Source organism: Pseudarthrobacter sp. MM222, from assembly GCF_947090775.1.
Taxonomy (GTDB): domain Bacteria; phylum Actinomycetota; class Actinomycetes; order Actinomycetales; family Micrococcaceae; genus Arthrobacter.
In genome coordinates this window covers 2,172,651-2,186,552 of sequence record NZ_OX352321.1, presented here as the reverse complement: position 1 = coordinate 2,186,552, position 13,902 = coordinate 2,172,651, and the positions used below count along the sequence as shown (strand labels likewise).

The following is a 13,902-nucleotide window of genomic DNA, read 5'->3' as shown; positions in this document are numbered from 1 at the left end:
GCGGGCGGCCCCGAACCGCCCGCGGAGTAACCACAGGAGTCCGGTGGCATCCGGCGCAAGACCGGAGGCTACCGGACTTCAGTGCTGAATTGCCTGATGTCCCCGTTGGCGGCGATTACTACCGGGGCCCGTCGCAGCGGTTACGCCAGGCGGCTGCGGACAATCTCGCTGACGGTCTTGCCGTCGAAGCGGCCAGCAACTTTGGCGGTGACGGGTTTCATCACGACGCCGATGGAACGCATCGACAGCTCCTGGCCATCGGCCTTCAACACTGAGATGGTCTCGTCAACGATCGCTTCGACTTCCGGGCGGGTGAGTGCCTTGGGCAGGTACGCCTCGATGATCTCCGCTTCGGCCACCTCGGCAGTGGCACGCTCGGCCTCTCCCGCCTCGATGTAGATGCGGGCGGTGTCGCGGCGCTTGGCCGCCTCCTTCTGCAGCAGCGACGTCACCTGGGCGTCGTCCAGTTCGACGGGCGCCTTGCCGGACTTCTCGCGGGTGTTGATTTCGCCCAGGACGTTGCGGACAGTCGTCAGCGCAGTTTTGTTGCCGGCCTTCATGTAGGCAACGACGTCATCCTTCAGACGCTCTTTCAGTGACATGGTATTCCTCGTTTCATTGAGACGAACGGCGCCCAAGCAGACAGGCTCCTGCCGCTACGGAGCTGGCGCGGAGATGGACTCCCCGGGGGATCCGGCAAGCAGTGCCGTGCGGACCGTGCGGGCCAGGGAAAGGAACCCCGGATTGTCCGGCAGGTCGTCGAGCAGCACCGGGCCAGCGGGTCCGGCCAGCGGTATGCACCAGTTCGGGTACTGCAGGCTGGAAGTTCCGGGTTGGTTTTGGGTGCGGGTTTCGCCGACCGCATCCACCAGGGCCACGCCCAGCAGCGACGACGGCGCCAGCGCGGTGAAGGCGTACAGGGCCTCAACCGTCGCCGCCACATCCTGTCCTGCGCCCGGGGACCCGGCAGCCGGCAGGAGTCCGCGCTCCCGGACGAGGGCCAGCACTGCCTCCTGCTCGGCGGCGGCTTCTGCGTGTTCCTCGACGACCGGACGCTGCAGCAGCCCCAGGGACTCGCGCAGGGTGACGTGTTCGCCGGCCAGGTAGCCCGCCGTCGGCGGCAGATCGTGGGTGTTGACGCTGGTCAGGCACTGTTGGCGGTAACGTTCCGGCGGGATCGGGCCGTCCGCATCGTGCTCGAACCAGAGGATTGACGTGCCCAGGATCCCGCGTTCAGCCAGATAGTCCCGGACCCAGGGCTCGAAGACGCCGAGGTCCTCCCCAATCACAATTGCCCCCGCACGCTGTGCCTCCAGGGCGAGGATGCCGATGAGCGCCTCATGGTCGTAGTAGACGTAGGTGCCCTGCTCCGGTCCGGCTCCCGCCGGGATCCACCAAAGCCGGAACAGGCCCAGGATGTGGTCCACCCGGATCCCGCCGGCGTGGCGCAGCACGGTGCGGAGCATGTCCCGGTAGGCGGCGTAACCGGACTCTGCGAGTCGTCCCGGGTGCCAGGGCGGCTGGGTCCAGTCCTGCCCCTGCTGGTTGAACACGTCCGGCGGCGCGCCGACGGTGGCGTCCCGGGCCAGCACTCCGGCCAGCGACCAGGCGTCAGCTCCGCCCCGTTTCACGCCCACGGCGAGATCGTGGATGACGCCGACTTCCATGCCCGATTCCCTGGCCGAGCGCTGCGCCGCTTCCAGCTGCCGGTCGCAGTTCCACTGCATCCAGCGGTGGAAGTCGATCCTGTCGGCCAGTAGCGCCCGCTGCTCCGTGCAGTACGCGGTATCCGGTGCGGACGCCGCCGTCGTCCACTCCGGAGCTCCGGGAGGCAATTCCTCAACCAGCGCGCACCAGAGCGCGAAGTCGTCGAGTCCCGGTCCCTGTTCGGCGCAGAAGTCGGCGAACGATCGTATCCTTGCGGGACCGCGCGGCACGGCGTAGACCAGCTCAAGGGCGGCCAGTTTCGCGGCGTAGCTCGAATTCCGGTCCAGCAGAGCGGTTGAGCTGTTGGCGGAGCGCTGTTGTTCGGCCAGTTGCTGGACTTCCGCCTGTCCGGCCCGGTCCAGGTAGCCGAATTCGGGGATCTCCTCCACCCGGAGGTAGAGCGGGTTGAAGAAGCGTCGCGTCGTGGGCAGGTAGGGAGAGTCTTCGACGGGGGGCCGGGGCTCGGCTGCATGAAGCGGGTTGACCAACACGAAGCCTGCACCCTCCTGCCCGGAAACGGTGGCAAGGTCGGCAAGGTCGGCGAGGTCGCCGATTCCCCAGGACCGGGAGGAGCGAATGGAATACAGCTGCGCGGTCAGCCCCCAGTTCCGTCGGCCTGCGAGCGCCTCGGTGGTGCCCAGCCGCCGCGGGGTGACCACGAGGGCGCATTGGGCGAGGACGCCTTCGGCGTCAGCCTGCAGAGTGTGCCAGCCGAGGGGAAGATAAGCTGGAATCGCGAATGACGCGCGGCCGGTCAGGACGCCGTCGACGTCGACGGGCGGCTCCCAGTTGTCCCGCTGGAAGGCCTCGTGCCGGCTGCCGTCCTCGGCCTCAATCCAGACGCTAACCTGGCCCCCGTGCGGAACGTGGACGTCGACATGGGCTTCCTGACCATGCCGGACGACGACGACGGGCGGCAGCAGGCGCCGCCAGGGTGCCAGCCGCGACTCGTGCAGCGATCGCTGCATCTCCTCCGGTCCCGCGGCCGGGACGCCCAGCGCCGCCAGGACACCTTGCAGCGTGGTGTCCTGGACGGAGCGTTCGACGCCGTCCCAGCCACGGAACGTGGTCCCTACTCCATGGGCCGCCGCAAGCTCCCGCAGCAGCCCGCCTGTGATGTCCGTGTTGTCGTGGTGCGTAGCATCCGCCATGGGGACACTCTAGACGCTGCCCCCGCGTCCGGCGCCAGATTGATGTACATGGGCTTCCCCGACGAGTTCGGACAGGCCTTCCACGGCCTGCGCCAGGGACAAGCCGGGCGACGCGACGATAAGCGGCAGCAGGAGCCGGTTCTCCTTGTCCAGGTGCCCGGCGAAGATGTTCCGGATGGCACCGGCAGTCACCGCGGCATCGACCCCATTGGCGCCGCGCAACTCCTCGATCAGTCCCACGAAGGCCTGATGCTCCGCCAGCAGGGCCGCCACCAGCAGACGTCCCTCCGGCCCGCGCCCCACACCACCGTAGAGGGGCCCTTCTTCGGCGAGCGCATGCGGGAGCAGTTCAGTTTCGCACCATTCCAGCAACACCCCATGGGCGTCGTGCTCGGCCACCGCGTTCCCCGCCTTGACTGCGTGAGTAAGCACCGAGACCAGGGCGTCGAGCCGCTTGAGCATGCTGTCATGGTGCTTCTCTACCGCTTCCAGCGCCGAGGCCTCCCCGCCGGCGTCCCGGGCCGCCGCGTTCCCGGACTCCCTGTTGGGGACGTCCGCACTGGGCGGTCCGGTGCTAAGTGGCCCGGTGATTTGTGGCCCGGTTTTTAGTGACTCGGTTTTTAGTGACTCGCCGTTTAGTGGCGCGGACCCGTCCATGTGGCTGCCTCCCTGATCCGAACGCGGCACAGTATCAGTTTCCGCACACCTGCTGGTTTTCCCACTGTACGGCCGGGCGGTCCGTGGCGGGCGGGCCTTTCGGCCCGACTTGGGTCAGCACAGTTCCTGTCCGGACCTGACCGCTCCCCACCTGCACTGTCGACCTGCACTTTCGACGAAGCCGGGAGTTCCGCGCTAGCCTTGCAGCCTATGGTCGACGTCGAACGGTTCCGGCTACTCCTTGACGAGGAGCGCCTCCGGAAACTAGCCCTCCTCCCCGCGCTCCGCCGGGACATCACTTCTGTCAATGCCGCCAGGCAGGATTCCAACGTGGACGATGAGCACGATCCGGAGGGGGCAACGATAGCGTTCGAACTCTCGCAGGCCGCCGCCCTGCTGGAGCAGAGCACGGCGGGGCTGGCCCACATCGACGCGGCCCTGGCGCGCATTGATGCCGGCCGCTACGGCATCTGCGAAGTCTGCGGCGAAGAGATCGGCGAGGGACGCCTGGAGGCGAGGCCCTGGACGCCGTACTGCATCCGACACACCACGGGCAGGGCATGACGAATCCCCTCTGGGACAACCCTGCCGGAACCTGGTGGGACCGGATCATTTCCGGCTTCAGCCAGTCGACCCTCCCCCACGTCACCGGCACCGAGCTGGCTTTGGTGGTGCTCCTTGCCGTCGCGCTGTCGCTGCCTCGCGCTACCTGGCGCTACTTTGGCCTGCTGGCCACCGCGACCCACGAACTGGGCCACGCCTTCGCGGCCCTCATGACGGGCCAGCGCCTCGGCGGCATCCGGTTGAGCCTGGACCACTCCGGCACGACGACGACGTACAGCCGGGGCCGGCTCGCCGCCGCCTGGTCCACGTTCTGGGGTTATCCGGTGCCGGCCGTCGTCGGGGCGGCCATGGTCTGGTGCGGGTTCAACGGCTGGGGTCCGGCCGCGATGTCGGTTGGAACTCTGCTGCTGCTGGCATCCTTTGTGTTCATCCGCAACGGCGCGGGGCTGCTGATCACCGCGGCGGCCGTGCTGGCCGCGGCGCTCCTCGTACTGTTCGTGCCCCCGGACTTCACCGGCCATGTCATGATCGTCCTCGGCCTCGCGCTGCTGGTGGCCGCCGTCCGGGACCTCGCAAAGCTTGCGAACGTCCATCTGCGGCGCCGGGACCGGTTGCCGACGTCGGACGCCTATCTGCTTTCCCGCACCACCTCAATTCCCGCCGTCGTGTGGTTCGCGCTCTTCGCCGCCGTGGTGGCTGGCGCCTGGTGGTTTGCGTGGCAGCCGATGGCGCAGGTCCTCGCCGCGCTGCTGGGTCCGGGCGTTCCGGCGGCATAGGCTGGGACCATGAGCCAGACATCCACGAGCAAGAACCCCGCCAGCGCAGGCCACGGCGCCGCCAACGCCGATGACCAGGGGTTCAGCACCCTCGGTGCCTACGTCACGGGCGGAGCCGAATTCACCAGGGACACGAACTACATCGAGGACCGGATCACAAAGGACGGAACGCCGGGCAACAACGGAGAGCCCGGCTGGCCGGTGGAACCGGGGCGGTACCGGCTGATCGCAGCCCGCGCCTGCCCCTGGGCAAACCGGACGGTGATTGTGCGCCGGCTGCTGGGCCTGGAGGACGTCATCTCGCTCGGGCAGCCCGGCCCCACGCATGACGCGCGCTCCTGGACCTTTGACCTGGATCCCGACGGCAAGGATCCGGTCCTCGGCATGGAGCGGATCCAGGACGCCTACTTCCGCCGGTTCCCGGACTATCCGCGCGGTATTACCGTCCCGGCCCTGGTCGATGTGCCAACCGGTCAGGTGGTCACCAATAACTTCCCGCAGATCACCCTGGACTTTTCCACCGAGTGGACCGCCTACCACCGTCCCGGCGCCCCGGACCTCTACCCAGAGCATCTGCGGGGCGAAATCGACGCGGTCAACAAGCGGGTCTTCACCGAAGTCAACAACGGCGTGTACCGGTGCGGCTTTGCCGGCTCGCAGGAAGCATATGACGCAGCCTACGACCGGCTCTGGACCGCCCTGGACTGGCTCGAGGACCGGCTCGGCGGACAACGCTACCTCGTGGGCGACACCATCACCGAGGCCGACGTCCGGCTCTTCACCACCCTGGCCCGCTTCGACGCCGTCTATCACGGCCACTTCAAGTGCAACCGGCAAAAGCTCAGCGAAATGCCGGTGCTCTGGGCCTACGCCAGGGATCTGTTCCAAACGCCGGGGTTCGGTGACACCACGGACTTCCTGCAGATCAAGCAGCACTATTACATCGTCCACGAGGACATCAACCCCACCGGGATTGTCCCGAAGGGTCCGGGGCTGGGCAACTGGCTCACCGACCATGGCCGCGAAGCGCTCGGCGGCCGGCCCTTCGGCGACGGAACCCCGCCCGGACCGGTGCGGGCGGGCGAAGAGGTAGCCCCCGGGCACGGGGCGGCCTAAGCGGATGGCGCGCCCAGCGCCTTTCCAGGGCCGTCCGGAAAGCAGCACACAGCCGGCTGAGAGTTCCTCCATTTGTAGCAGCAATGCCGCCAACCTAGGGTGAACCGGAATGACTACTACAGAACAGGCCCCCGAAGCCGGACACCCACCGCTGCTCCGGCGGCTCTGGCGGGTCCTGAGCGGCAGCGTCGCGTCGGCGCTCCTGTGGCCCCGGCTGCAGCTGGCCATGAAGGCGGCGCTCGCGGCCGGCATTGCATTCTTCATCGCCCCCTTCATGCCAGGCTCGGCGGCCGACTACCCCTACTACGCCCCACTCGGCGCCCTCGTGGCGATGTACGAGAATGTTTCCGGCTCGATGCGCCAGGGCGTGCAGACACTGGTGGGCCTGGCGATCGGAATCGGACTGGCGTTCATGCTCTTCAGTCTGGGCGAACCGACCCCCGTCACCGTCGCCATTGTGATGGGCCTGGGCGTCATCCTCGCTGGCTTGCCCCGGATCGGCTCGGGCAGCGACTGGATTCCGACCGCGGCGCTCCTGGTCCTGCTGGTCGGCGGCCATGACCCGGACCGGTTCTCTTTCGGATATCTGGTCCAGATGGGCGCGGGTGTCACCGTTGGCATCGTCGTCAATCTGCTGGTCTTCCCGCCGCTGCATTTCAAGGCCGCTGCCCTGAGCATCGCGGAACTTCGGCTGGCGCTTTCCCGGCAACTGGCGGACATGGCGACGGCCCTGAAGGAGAACTGGCCGCCGGAGCACGAGGACTGGTCACGCCGGGCCGATTCCCTCGCGGCATCGGCACGCTCCGTGCGCCTCGCGGTGGAAAAAGCGGACGCCAGCCGGCGGGCCAACCCCCGGCGCCGCCTGCACCCCCGGGACATAGACGTGGACTACCGCAACCTCCGGGACCTGGAGCAGGTGACGTTCCATGTGCAGGACGTGACCCAGGTGCTCTCCGATGTCATTTGGGCCGAGGACACCCCCTTCGTCGTGCCGGACGAATTCACCGCACCGCTTTCGGCCGCGATGTCGGCGGTAAGCGACGTGCTGCGCTCCCCCGAAGAGGAGAGCCCGGAGCGCCAGACCGAGCTGGCCGGGACTGCCGAGGCCGCCGTCCAGGAACTCAGCAGGCGCATGGGCGCAGAGACCGTAGCCACGGAAAAGCCCAGTGCGGTGGAATCGATCCTCTTGAGCCTGCACCGGATGCTCCGCGTAATCAGGACCTCTGACGCCTGAACGCCCCGCCATGGTCACTCGCCTCAACAACGCGCGAGTCGACACCTGAGACACCATGCTGAGTGACGGTGCTAAAGCGCCGTCACCGAACCGCTGAAGTGCCTGCGACCGGACCGCGGGTTCCAGGCGACATAGTCCGAGCGCTGCCAGCCGCCGTCGCCGTCCTGGACCGTGCTGATGTCCAGGGCCACCCGGGCGGGCAGGAAGACGGGAGCCTCGAACGCCACGTCCCAGCGGAAGGCCTCCCCCTTGGCGGCGCCCACATCGGCCAGCGCCCTCGACGCGAGGTACATTCCGTGCGCGATGGACCGGCGCATGCCTAGCGCTTTGGCCGAAAGCACACTCAAGTGGATCGGGTTGAAGTCGCCGGACACCGCGGCGTAGGCGCGTCCCGTGTCCACGCCGAGCTGCCAGAGTGCCGTCGGGTCCGGTGTCCGGAAGTCTGCGGCCACCGACGGCACGGACGCCTTGTCGATGCCGGGCAGGAACACGCCCTTGGCAAGGTAGGTGGACACGCCACGCCAGCGGAGGGCGCCATCGCCTGCGCCGCGCACCTCGGCCACGAGGTCCAACTGGGTCCCGGAGCGGTGGCCCCGCAGGTTCTCCGCCCAAGCCCGGATGTCCACGGCTTCGGTGAAGCGCACCGGCGCGGACTGCACCACCCGGTTGCCCAGGTGGATCATGCCGAGCAGGGGCAGCGGGAAGTCGTCGCGGTTCATCACGCTCATGGCCAGCGGGAATGCCAGTGCATGGAGAAAGCCGGCGGGCAGGATGTCGCTGGCGGTCTCGCCGATCAGGTGCTGGTAGGCCGTGAGGTTCTCGACCCCGGCCAGCACGCCTCGGACCTCATGGCTTCCGCCCGGAAGTGCGGTGCCCGTGTGCGTACCAAGCACCCGGCGCCGGGCCGCGGTGGCTGCCGCGTTCAGATACAGCTTTGACAGGGACGGCATTTCACCCAGGATGACGGGCTGCGAACCGGTCATGCTCCGACCAGGTTCTGGCCGCAGACCCGCAGCACCTGGCCGGAGATCCCGCCGGCCGCGTCACTGGCCAGGAACGCGATCGCCTCGGCAACGTCACCGGGCTGCCCACCCTGTTGCAGGGAGTTCAGCCGGCGCGCCAGCTCGCGGGTGGCGAACGGGATCCGGGCGGTCATCTCGGTCTCGATGAAACCAGGGGCCACCGCATTGATCGAGCCGCCGCGCGGGGTGAGTAGCGGGGCGGTGGCGCGGACCATGCCCATGACCCCGCCTTTGGAGGCGGCGTAGTTGGTCTGCCCCCGGTTTCCGGCGATCCCGCTGGTGGAGGCCACGGACACGATCCGCGGTGAGCTCCGGAAATGCGGGGATGCCAGCAGCGCAGCGTTGATGCGCAGCTGCGCGGCGATGTTGACGGCGATGACGGAGTTCCAGCGGTCCGGATCCATGTTGACGAGCAATTTGTCCCGCGTGATCCCGGCATTGTGCACCACAATGTCCAGCCGGCCATGACGTTGCACGGCATGGTCGATGATCCGCTGCCCGGCGTCCGGGCGGCTGATATCCAGCTGCAGGGCGGTGCCGTGCACTTCGTTGGCCACCGTGGCGAGGTGGTCCCCGGCGGCGGGGATGTCGACGACGACGACTGTGGCTCCGTCGCGTCGCAGCGTGCGCGCAATTGCGGCGCCGATACCGCGGGCGGCACCCGTCACGACGGCGACCTTGCCCGCCAGCGGCGCCTCGACGTCGTCCGGCAGCTGCCCGGCATCCGAGGTGACGGTCAGGAACTGCCCGTCAACGAACGCGGACCGGCCGGAGAGGAAGAACTGCAGGGCCCCGAGGGTACTCGGACTCGTGGTGCGGGCACCGTGCGCGAGCAGGATCCCGTTCCCGGTGGCGCCGGCGCGCAGTTCCTTGGCCAGCGAACGCAGCAGACCGTCGACGCCCTGCCGGGCCGCGGCCACGGCCGGCTCGGTGGCGTCCCCCGCGGCGCGGGAGATGGTGATGACCCGGGCGTTCGGTGCCAGATCCCGCAGCGAGGGCGCGGCCGTGAGCACCGGCTTCGCCAGATCCTCGGGGCTGCCCAGCTCGTCCAGGACCAGGAGAACGGCACCCAGCTTTTCTTTCGGCACCGCATGACGCCGGACGTCCAGGTTCCACGAGAGGAGCGTGGACGCCAGCTCATCGGCGCCGGCGCCGGTCCCCTGGACCAGCACCGGACCAACAACGAGCGGCTGGCCAGGCTGGTGGCGCCGCAGCTGCACCGGCTGCGGCAGGCCCAGTTTCCGCGCGATGTCCCTGCCGAGACCCCGGCTTACCAGCTGGGTGTATGTGTCGGTCATCGGTTCCCCCTAGAGTGCTTCAAGAATCGCGACGACACCCTGGCCGCCGGCGGCGCAGACTGAGATCAGTCCGCGGGCAGGGCGCCCGTCCACCTGGCCCCTGGCGTGCAGCATTTTTGCCAGCGAGGCCACGATGCGTCCGCCGGTGGCGGCGAAGGGGTGGCCGGCGGCGAGCGAGGAGCCGTTCACGTTGAGCCTGGACTGGTCGATCTTGCCGAAGGCCCCGTCGAGGCCGAGCCGGGTGCGGCCGAACTCCTCGTCTTCCCAGGCCGCCAGGGTGCTCAGCACAGTTCCGGCGAACGCCTCGTGGATCTCAAAGAAGTCGATGTCGTCGAGGGTGAGCCCGTTGCGGGCGAGCAGCCGCGGCACCGCGAAGGCGGGCGCCATCAGGAGTCCGTCCTTGCCATGCACGAAGTCCACGGCCGCGGCTTCACCGTCGACCACAGCGGCCAGCTTCGGCAGATCGTGGGCGTCGGCCCAGTCCTCCGAGGCGAGCAGGACGGTGGCGGCGCCGTCGGTAAGCGGGGTGGAGTTTCCGGCGGTCATGGTCGCCGCGGCGCCCAGGTTCTTGCCGAAGACCGGCTTGAGTGTGGCCAGCTTCTCGATGCTGGTGTCCGCGCGCAGGTTGGAGTCCCTGCTGAGACCGCGGTAGGGGGTGAGCAGGTCGTCGAAGAATCCGGCGTCGTAGGCGGCGGCGAGGTTGCGGTGGCTGTTGTAGGCCAGTTCGTCCTGCGCTTCCCGGGTGATCTTCCACTGGGCGGTGGTCAGTGCCTGGTGTTCGCCCATCGACAGGCCGGTGCGCGGCTCCCCCGTGTTCGGCGCATCGGGGGCAAGGTCCTTGGGCCGGAGCCGGCTGAGGATCTGGAGCCGCTGGGGCAGCGTCTTGGCCCGGTTCAGGTCCAGCAGCACCTCGCGCAGTCCCTCGCTGACGGCGATGGGGGCGTCCGAGGCGGAGTCGACGCCGCCGGCAATGGCCGAGTCGATCTGGCCGAGCTTGATCTTGTTGGCGAGGCCAAGGACCGCCTCCAGCCCGGTGGCGCAGGCCTGCTGCAGGTCATACGCGGGGGTCTCGGCAGACAGCGGCGAGCCCAGCACGGCCTCCCGGGTCAGGTTGAAGTCGCGGGAGTGCTTGAGGACCGCACCGGCGGCCACTTCGCCGATTCGTTCGTCCTGCAGGCCGAACCGGGCGATCAGGCCGTCCAGGGCTGCAGTGAGCATGTCCTGGTTAGAGGACTTGGTGTAGGCGCCGCCGCTCCGGGCGAAGGGAATACGGTTGCCGCCCACCACCACCGCTTTGCGGAGTTGCGGCCTGGCGGCCGGAGCGGCGGAAGGGGTCGAATCCGTGGGTCCGGGTGCGGACTGTCCTTCGACGGACATGGCTGTCTCCTTAGATAAGCGGGTTACCGATACCAAGCGTACCTGATACGCTGGGTATCGTGAACAACCACTCCGATTCTCCAGGCTCCGATGCTGCCCCGGACGAGCCGTCATCCGTGGACGGCCGCGCGTCGCGCTGGCAGCAGCACCGTGAGGACCGGCGGCGGAACCTGATCAAAGCGGCCCGCAAGGCAGTCCATGCCCTGGGCAGCGATGCCTCCATGGAGGAGATTGCCGCGGCGGCCGGAACCTCCAAATCGGTGTTCTACCGTTACTTCGGGGACAAGGCAGGGCTCCAGCAGGCGGTGGGCGAGGTGGTGCTCAGCCAGATGCAGCGGCGCATCCAGGAGGCAGCCCAGAGCGCGCAGACGCCGCGCCAGGGGCTGTACGCCATGGTCTCCGCCTACCTGCAGATGGCTGAGACGAGCCCCAACGTCTACGCCTTCGTCACCCGCTATGCACCCGGCGACGCGGAGGCAGCGAACGGCTCCATCGCCACGGCCGGTGCCCTCAGCCATTTCTTCGCCGCCATCAGCGACATGATCGCCCGGCCCATGCGCAGCCACCTGGCCCCCTCCGCGGGGCGGGAAGCCGTGATCGGCTACTGGCCCAATGCCGCGATCGGCCTGGTCCGGAACGCCGGCGAACAATGGCTTGCCAGTCCGGCATCGCCGGGCAAACCGGACCAGGAAGCGATGGCGCGGCAGATCACGGACTGGCTCTGCCTCGGCCTCGCCCCCGAACTACGCAACCTCGAGCCCCAGACTTTCGACCCGACCTTGTCAGAACCAACGAAGGAATCGACATGACCGAACTAGCGGACCGCACCCCGGCTCCCACCAGGACCACACCGCCGCCAACGTCCATCCGCCAGTCGACGTCGGTTGGCACGACGGCGGCCGGCTCACCCGCCGTCGACGTCGCCGCCCTTGGCGAGCTGCTGCTGGGAAAGTGGGCTGACACCCGGCGGATATCCCGGGCGCTGGCCGGCAGGCCGGAGCTGCACAAGCTTGAGGGCCTGACCCACACCGAGCACCGGAAGCGTGCGTTCGGGCAGCTGGAGATTTTGGTCGAGAACGGCGCCGTCCACCGCGCCTTCCCGCGGTCCGTGGGTGGAATGGACGAACACGGCGGCAACGTGGCCGGCTTCCAGGAGCTGGTCATCGCCGACCCCTCCCTGCAGATTAAAGCTGGCGTGCAGTGGGGGCTCTTCGGCTCCGCCGTGAACCATCTGGGTACCGAGGAGCACCACAAAAGGTGGCTGCCCGGCATCATGAACCTGGAAATTCCGGGCTGCTTCGCCATGACGGAAACCGGGCACGGCTCCGACGTGGCCAGCATCGCCACCACCGCCACCTACGATCCCGGCACCGAAGAATTCGTGGTCCACACGCCGTTCCGTGCGGCGTGGAAGGACTACATCGGCAACGCTGCCATCGACGGCCTTGGCGCCGTCGTTTTCGCCCAGCTCATCACGCGCGGCGTCAACCACGGTGTCCACGCCTTCTACGTGGACCTCCGGGACCCCGCGACGAAGGAGTTCCTGCCGGGCATAGGAGGCGAGGATGACGGCGTCAAGGGCGGCCTCAACGGCATCGACAACGGCCGGCTGCACTTCACCCACGTCCGGATCCCGCGCACGAACCTGCTGAACCGCTACGGAAACGTGGACGCCGACGGCAGCTACAGCTCCCCCATCGCCAGTCCCGGCCGCCGGTTCTTCACGATGCTCGGGACCCTGGTCCAGGGCCGCGTCTCTCTCGACGGCGCCGCCGTGACGGCCTCGAAGCTGGCCCTGAAGACCGCCATCCAGTACGCCACCGAACGCCGACAGTTCAACGCCTCCTCCAGCACTGATGAGGAAGTCCTGCTGGACTACCAGCGGCACCAGCGCAGACTGTTCACCCGGCTCGCCACAACCTACGCCGCGGGCTTCGCCAGTGAACAGCTGCTGCAGAAATTCGACGACGTCTTCTCCGGACGCAACGACACTGACGAGGACCGCCAGGACCTCGAAACCCTCGCCGCGGCACTTAAGCCGCTCAGCACCTGGCATGCCTTGGACACCCTGCAGGAATGCCGCGAGGCCTGCGGCGGTGCCGGCTTCCTGATCGAGAACCGCTTCGCCTCGCTGCGCGCCGATCTCGACGTCTACGCCACCTTCGAGGGCGACAACACGGTCCTGCTGCAGCTGGTCGCCAAGCGGCTGCTGGCCGACTACGCCAAGGAATTCCGCACCGTGAATTTCGGCGTGCTGGCCCGATACGTCGTCGGCCAGGCCACCGGCGTCGCGCTCCACCGCACCGGACTGCGCGGCGTCGCCCAGTTCGTGGCCGACTCCGGCTCGGTGCAGAAGGCCGCCCTGGCGATCAAGGACGAAACCAGCCAGCGGACCCTGCTGACTGACCGCGTCCAGACCATGGTGGCCGAGGTGGCCGCCGCCCTGAAGGGCGCGGGCAAGCTCCCGCAGCAGCAGGGAGCGGCGCTGTTCAACCAGCACCAGCACGAACTCATCGAAGCCGCCCAGGCGCACGCCGAGCTGCTCCAGTGGGAGGCGTTCACCGAGGCCCTCGGCAAGGTTTCGGATCCCGGCACCAGGGTGGTCCTGACCTGGCTCCGCGACCTCTTCGGCCTGTCCCTGATCGAGAAGAACCTGTCGTGGTACCTGATGAACGGCCGGCTCTCGATGCAGCGCGGCCGCACCGTGGGCGAGTACATCAACCGGCTCCTGGTGAAAATCCGCCCGCATGCCCTGGACCTTGTGGATGCCTTCGGCTTCGGCCCGGAACACCTCCGCGCCGAGATCTCCACCGGTGCCGAGAAGGTCCGCCAGGACGAGGCGCGGGCCTACTTCCGCACCCAGCGCGCCAGCGGCCAGGCTCCTGTGGACGAGAAAATCCTGCTGGCCCGCGCGGCCCTCGACAGGAAGACGCCCCGCAGCTGACGCGCCTGCTGTACGAAGCCAGCCAACGACGACGGCGCCGCCCCCTTGATCGGGGG

At 68.4% G+C, this 13,902-nt stretch carries 12 protein-coding genes; 6 read left to right on the top strand and 6 right to left on the bottom strand.

From position 1 onward, the window contains the following. Positions 1-140: 140 nt before the first annotated feature. Genes OM977_RS09875 through OM977_RS09865 form a run of 3 tightly spaced genes read right to left on the bottom strand, consistent with a single transcriptional unit; the run spans position 141 to position 3,515 of the window. Positions 141-602 carry a GatB/YqeY domain-containing protein gene (locus tag OM977_RS09875; protein ID WP_264353809.1) on the bottom strand — a complete coding sequence of 154 codons (462 nt, stop codon included), beginning with the start codon at positions 600-602 and terminating at the stop codon, positions 141-143. A 54-nt stretch (positions 603-656) separates the two neighbouring features. Continuing rightward, a complete protein-coding gene (gene malQ, locus OM977_RS09870; RefSeq protein WP_264353808.1) occupies positions 657-2,858 on the bottom strand; it encodes a 4-alpha-glucanotransferase in 2,202 nt (733 codons plus the stop codon). A 9-nt stretch (positions 2,859-2,867) separates the two neighbouring features. Then, on the bottom strand, positions 2,868-3,515 hold the full coding sequence (locus OM977_RS09865) for a hemerythrin domain-containing protein (protein ID WP_264353807.1): 648 nt from the start codon (positions 3,513-3,515) through the stop codon (positions 2,868-2,870). A 210-nt stretch (positions 3,516-3,725) separates the two neighbouring features. Here OM977_RS09865 and OM977_RS09860 point away from each other — a divergent pair, with 210 nt between their 5' ends. The 4 genes from OM977_RS09860 (at position 3,726) to OM977_RS09845 (ending at position 7,205) form a co-directional block, all read left to right on the top strand. Beyond that, positions 3,726-4,079 carry a TraR/DksA family transcriptional regulator gene (locus tag OM977_RS09860; protein ID WP_264353806.1) on the top strand — a complete coding sequence of 118 codons (354 nt, stop codon included), beginning with the start codon at positions 3,726-3,728 and terminating at the stop codon, positions 4,077-4,079. Next, positions 4,076-4,855 carry a M50 family metallopeptidase gene (locus OM977_RS09855; RefSeq protein WP_264353805.1) on the top strand — a complete coding sequence of 260 codons (780 nt, stop codon included), beginning with the start codon at positions 4,076-4,078 and terminating at the stop codon, positions 4,853-4,855. Before OM977_RS09860 ends, OM977_RS09855 begins: the two co-directional genes overlap by 4 nt. A 9-nt stretch (positions 4,856-4,864) precedes the next feature. Next, a complete protein-coding gene (locus OM977_RS09850) occupies positions 4,865-5,971 on the top strand; it encodes a glutathione S-transferase family protein (protein WP_264353804.1) in 1,107 nt (368 codons plus the stop codon). A 109-nt stretch (positions 5,972-6,080) separates the two neighbouring features. Next, positions 6,081-7,205 (top strand): FUSC family protein, encoded by a 1,125-nt coding sequence (locus tag OM977_RS09845; protein WP_264353803.1) that lies wholly within the window; start codon positions 6,081-6,083, stop codon positions 7,203-7,205. Positions 7,206-7,276: 71 nt separating this feature from the next. Here OM977_RS09845 and OM977_RS09840 read toward each other — a convergent pair whose 3' ends face one another. From OM977_RS09840 to OM977_RS09830, 3 genes are read right to left on the bottom strand one after another with little or no spacing between them, the layout of a single operon-like run. Beyond that, the gene (locus OM977_RS09840) at positions 7,277-8,188 is read right to left on the bottom strand and encodes a MaoC family dehydratase (RefSeq protein WP_264353802.1); all 912 of its coding nucleotides are present in this window, start codon (positions 8,186-8,188) and stop codon (positions 7,277-7,279) included. Beyond that, complete coding sequence (locus OM977_RS09835; protein WP_264353801.1) at positions 8,185-9,525, bottom strand: 3-oxoacyl-ACP reductase; 1,341 nt, start codon at positions 9,523-9,525, stop codon at positions 8,185-8,187. The genes OM977_RS09840 and OM977_RS09835 overlap by 4 nt, the downstream gene beginning before the upstream one ends. A gap of 9 nt (positions 9,526-9,534) precedes the next feature. Continuing rightward, on the bottom strand, positions 9,535-10,902 hold the full coding sequence (locus OM977_RS09830) for an acetyl-CoA C-acetyltransferase (protein ID WP_264353800.1): 1,368 nt from the start codon (positions 10,900-10,902) through the stop codon (positions 9,535-9,537). 59 nt (positions 10,903-10,961) lie between these two features. On the opposite strand from OM977_RS09830, the gene OM977_RS09825 reads away from it, so the two are divergent. Both OM977_RS09825 and OM977_RS09820 read left to right on the top strand, forming a co-directional pair. Then, a complete protein-coding gene (locus OM977_RS09825) occupies positions 10,962-11,711 on the top strand; it encodes a TetR/AcrR family transcriptional regulator (protein ID WP_264353799.1) in 750 nt (249 codons plus the stop codon). Next, entirely contained in the window at positions 11,708-13,846 is a 2,139-nt protein-coding gene (locus tag OM977_RS09820) for an acyl-CoA dehydrogenase family protein (RefSeq protein ID WP_264353798.1), read from the top strand. Before OM977_RS09825 ends, OM977_RS09820 begins: the two co-directional genes overlap by 4 nt. Positions 13,847-13,902: the final 56 nt, after the last annotated feature.

Excerpts from the sequence above, each read along its gene's own strand:
- OM977_RS09845 (WP_264353803.1), top strand. The coding sequence starts at position 6,081 with ATGACTACTACAGAACAGGCCCCCGAAGCCGGACACCCACCGCTGCTC.
- malQ (WP_264353808.1), bottom strand. The coding sequence starts at position 2,858 with ATGGCGGATGCTACGCACCACGACAACACGGACATCACAGGCGGGCTG.
- OM977_RS09830 (WP_264353800.1), bottom strand. The coding sequence starts at position 10,902 with ATGTCCGTCGAAGGACAGTCCGCACCCGGACCCACGGATTCGACCCCT.
- OM977_RS09875 (WP_264353809.1), bottom strand. The coding sequence starts at position 602 with ATGTCACTGAAAGAGCGTCTGAAGGATGACGTCGTTGCCTACATGAAG.
- OM977_RS09860 (WP_264353806.1), top strand. The coding sequence starts at position 3,726 with ATGGTCGACGTCGAACGGTTCCGGCTACTCCTTGACGAGGAGCGCCTC.
- OM977_RS09850 (WP_264353804.1), top strand. The coding sequence starts at position 4,865 with ATGAGCCAGACATCCACGAGCAAGAACCCCGCCAGCGCAGGCCACGGC.
- OM977_RS09820 (WP_264353798.1), top strand. The coding sequence starts at position 11,708 with ATGACCGAACTAGCGGACCGCACCCCGGCTCCCACCAGGACCACACCG.
- OM977_RS09855 (WP_264353805.1), top strand. The coding sequence starts at position 4,076 with ATGACGAATCCCCTCTGGGACAACCCTGCCGGAACCTGGTGGGACCGG.
- OM977_RS09835 (WP_264353801.1), bottom strand. The coding sequence starts at position 9,525 with ATGACCGACACATACACCCAGCTGGTAAGCCGGGGTCTCGGCAGGGAC.
- OM977_RS09840 (WP_264353802.1), bottom strand. The coding sequence starts at position 8,188 with ATGACCGGTTCGCAGCCCGTCATCCTGGGTGAAATGCCGTCCCTGTCA.
- OM977_RS09865 (WP_264353807.1), bottom strand. The coding sequence starts at position 3,515 with ATGGACGGGTCCGCGCCACTAAACGGCGAGTCACTAAAAACCGAGTCA.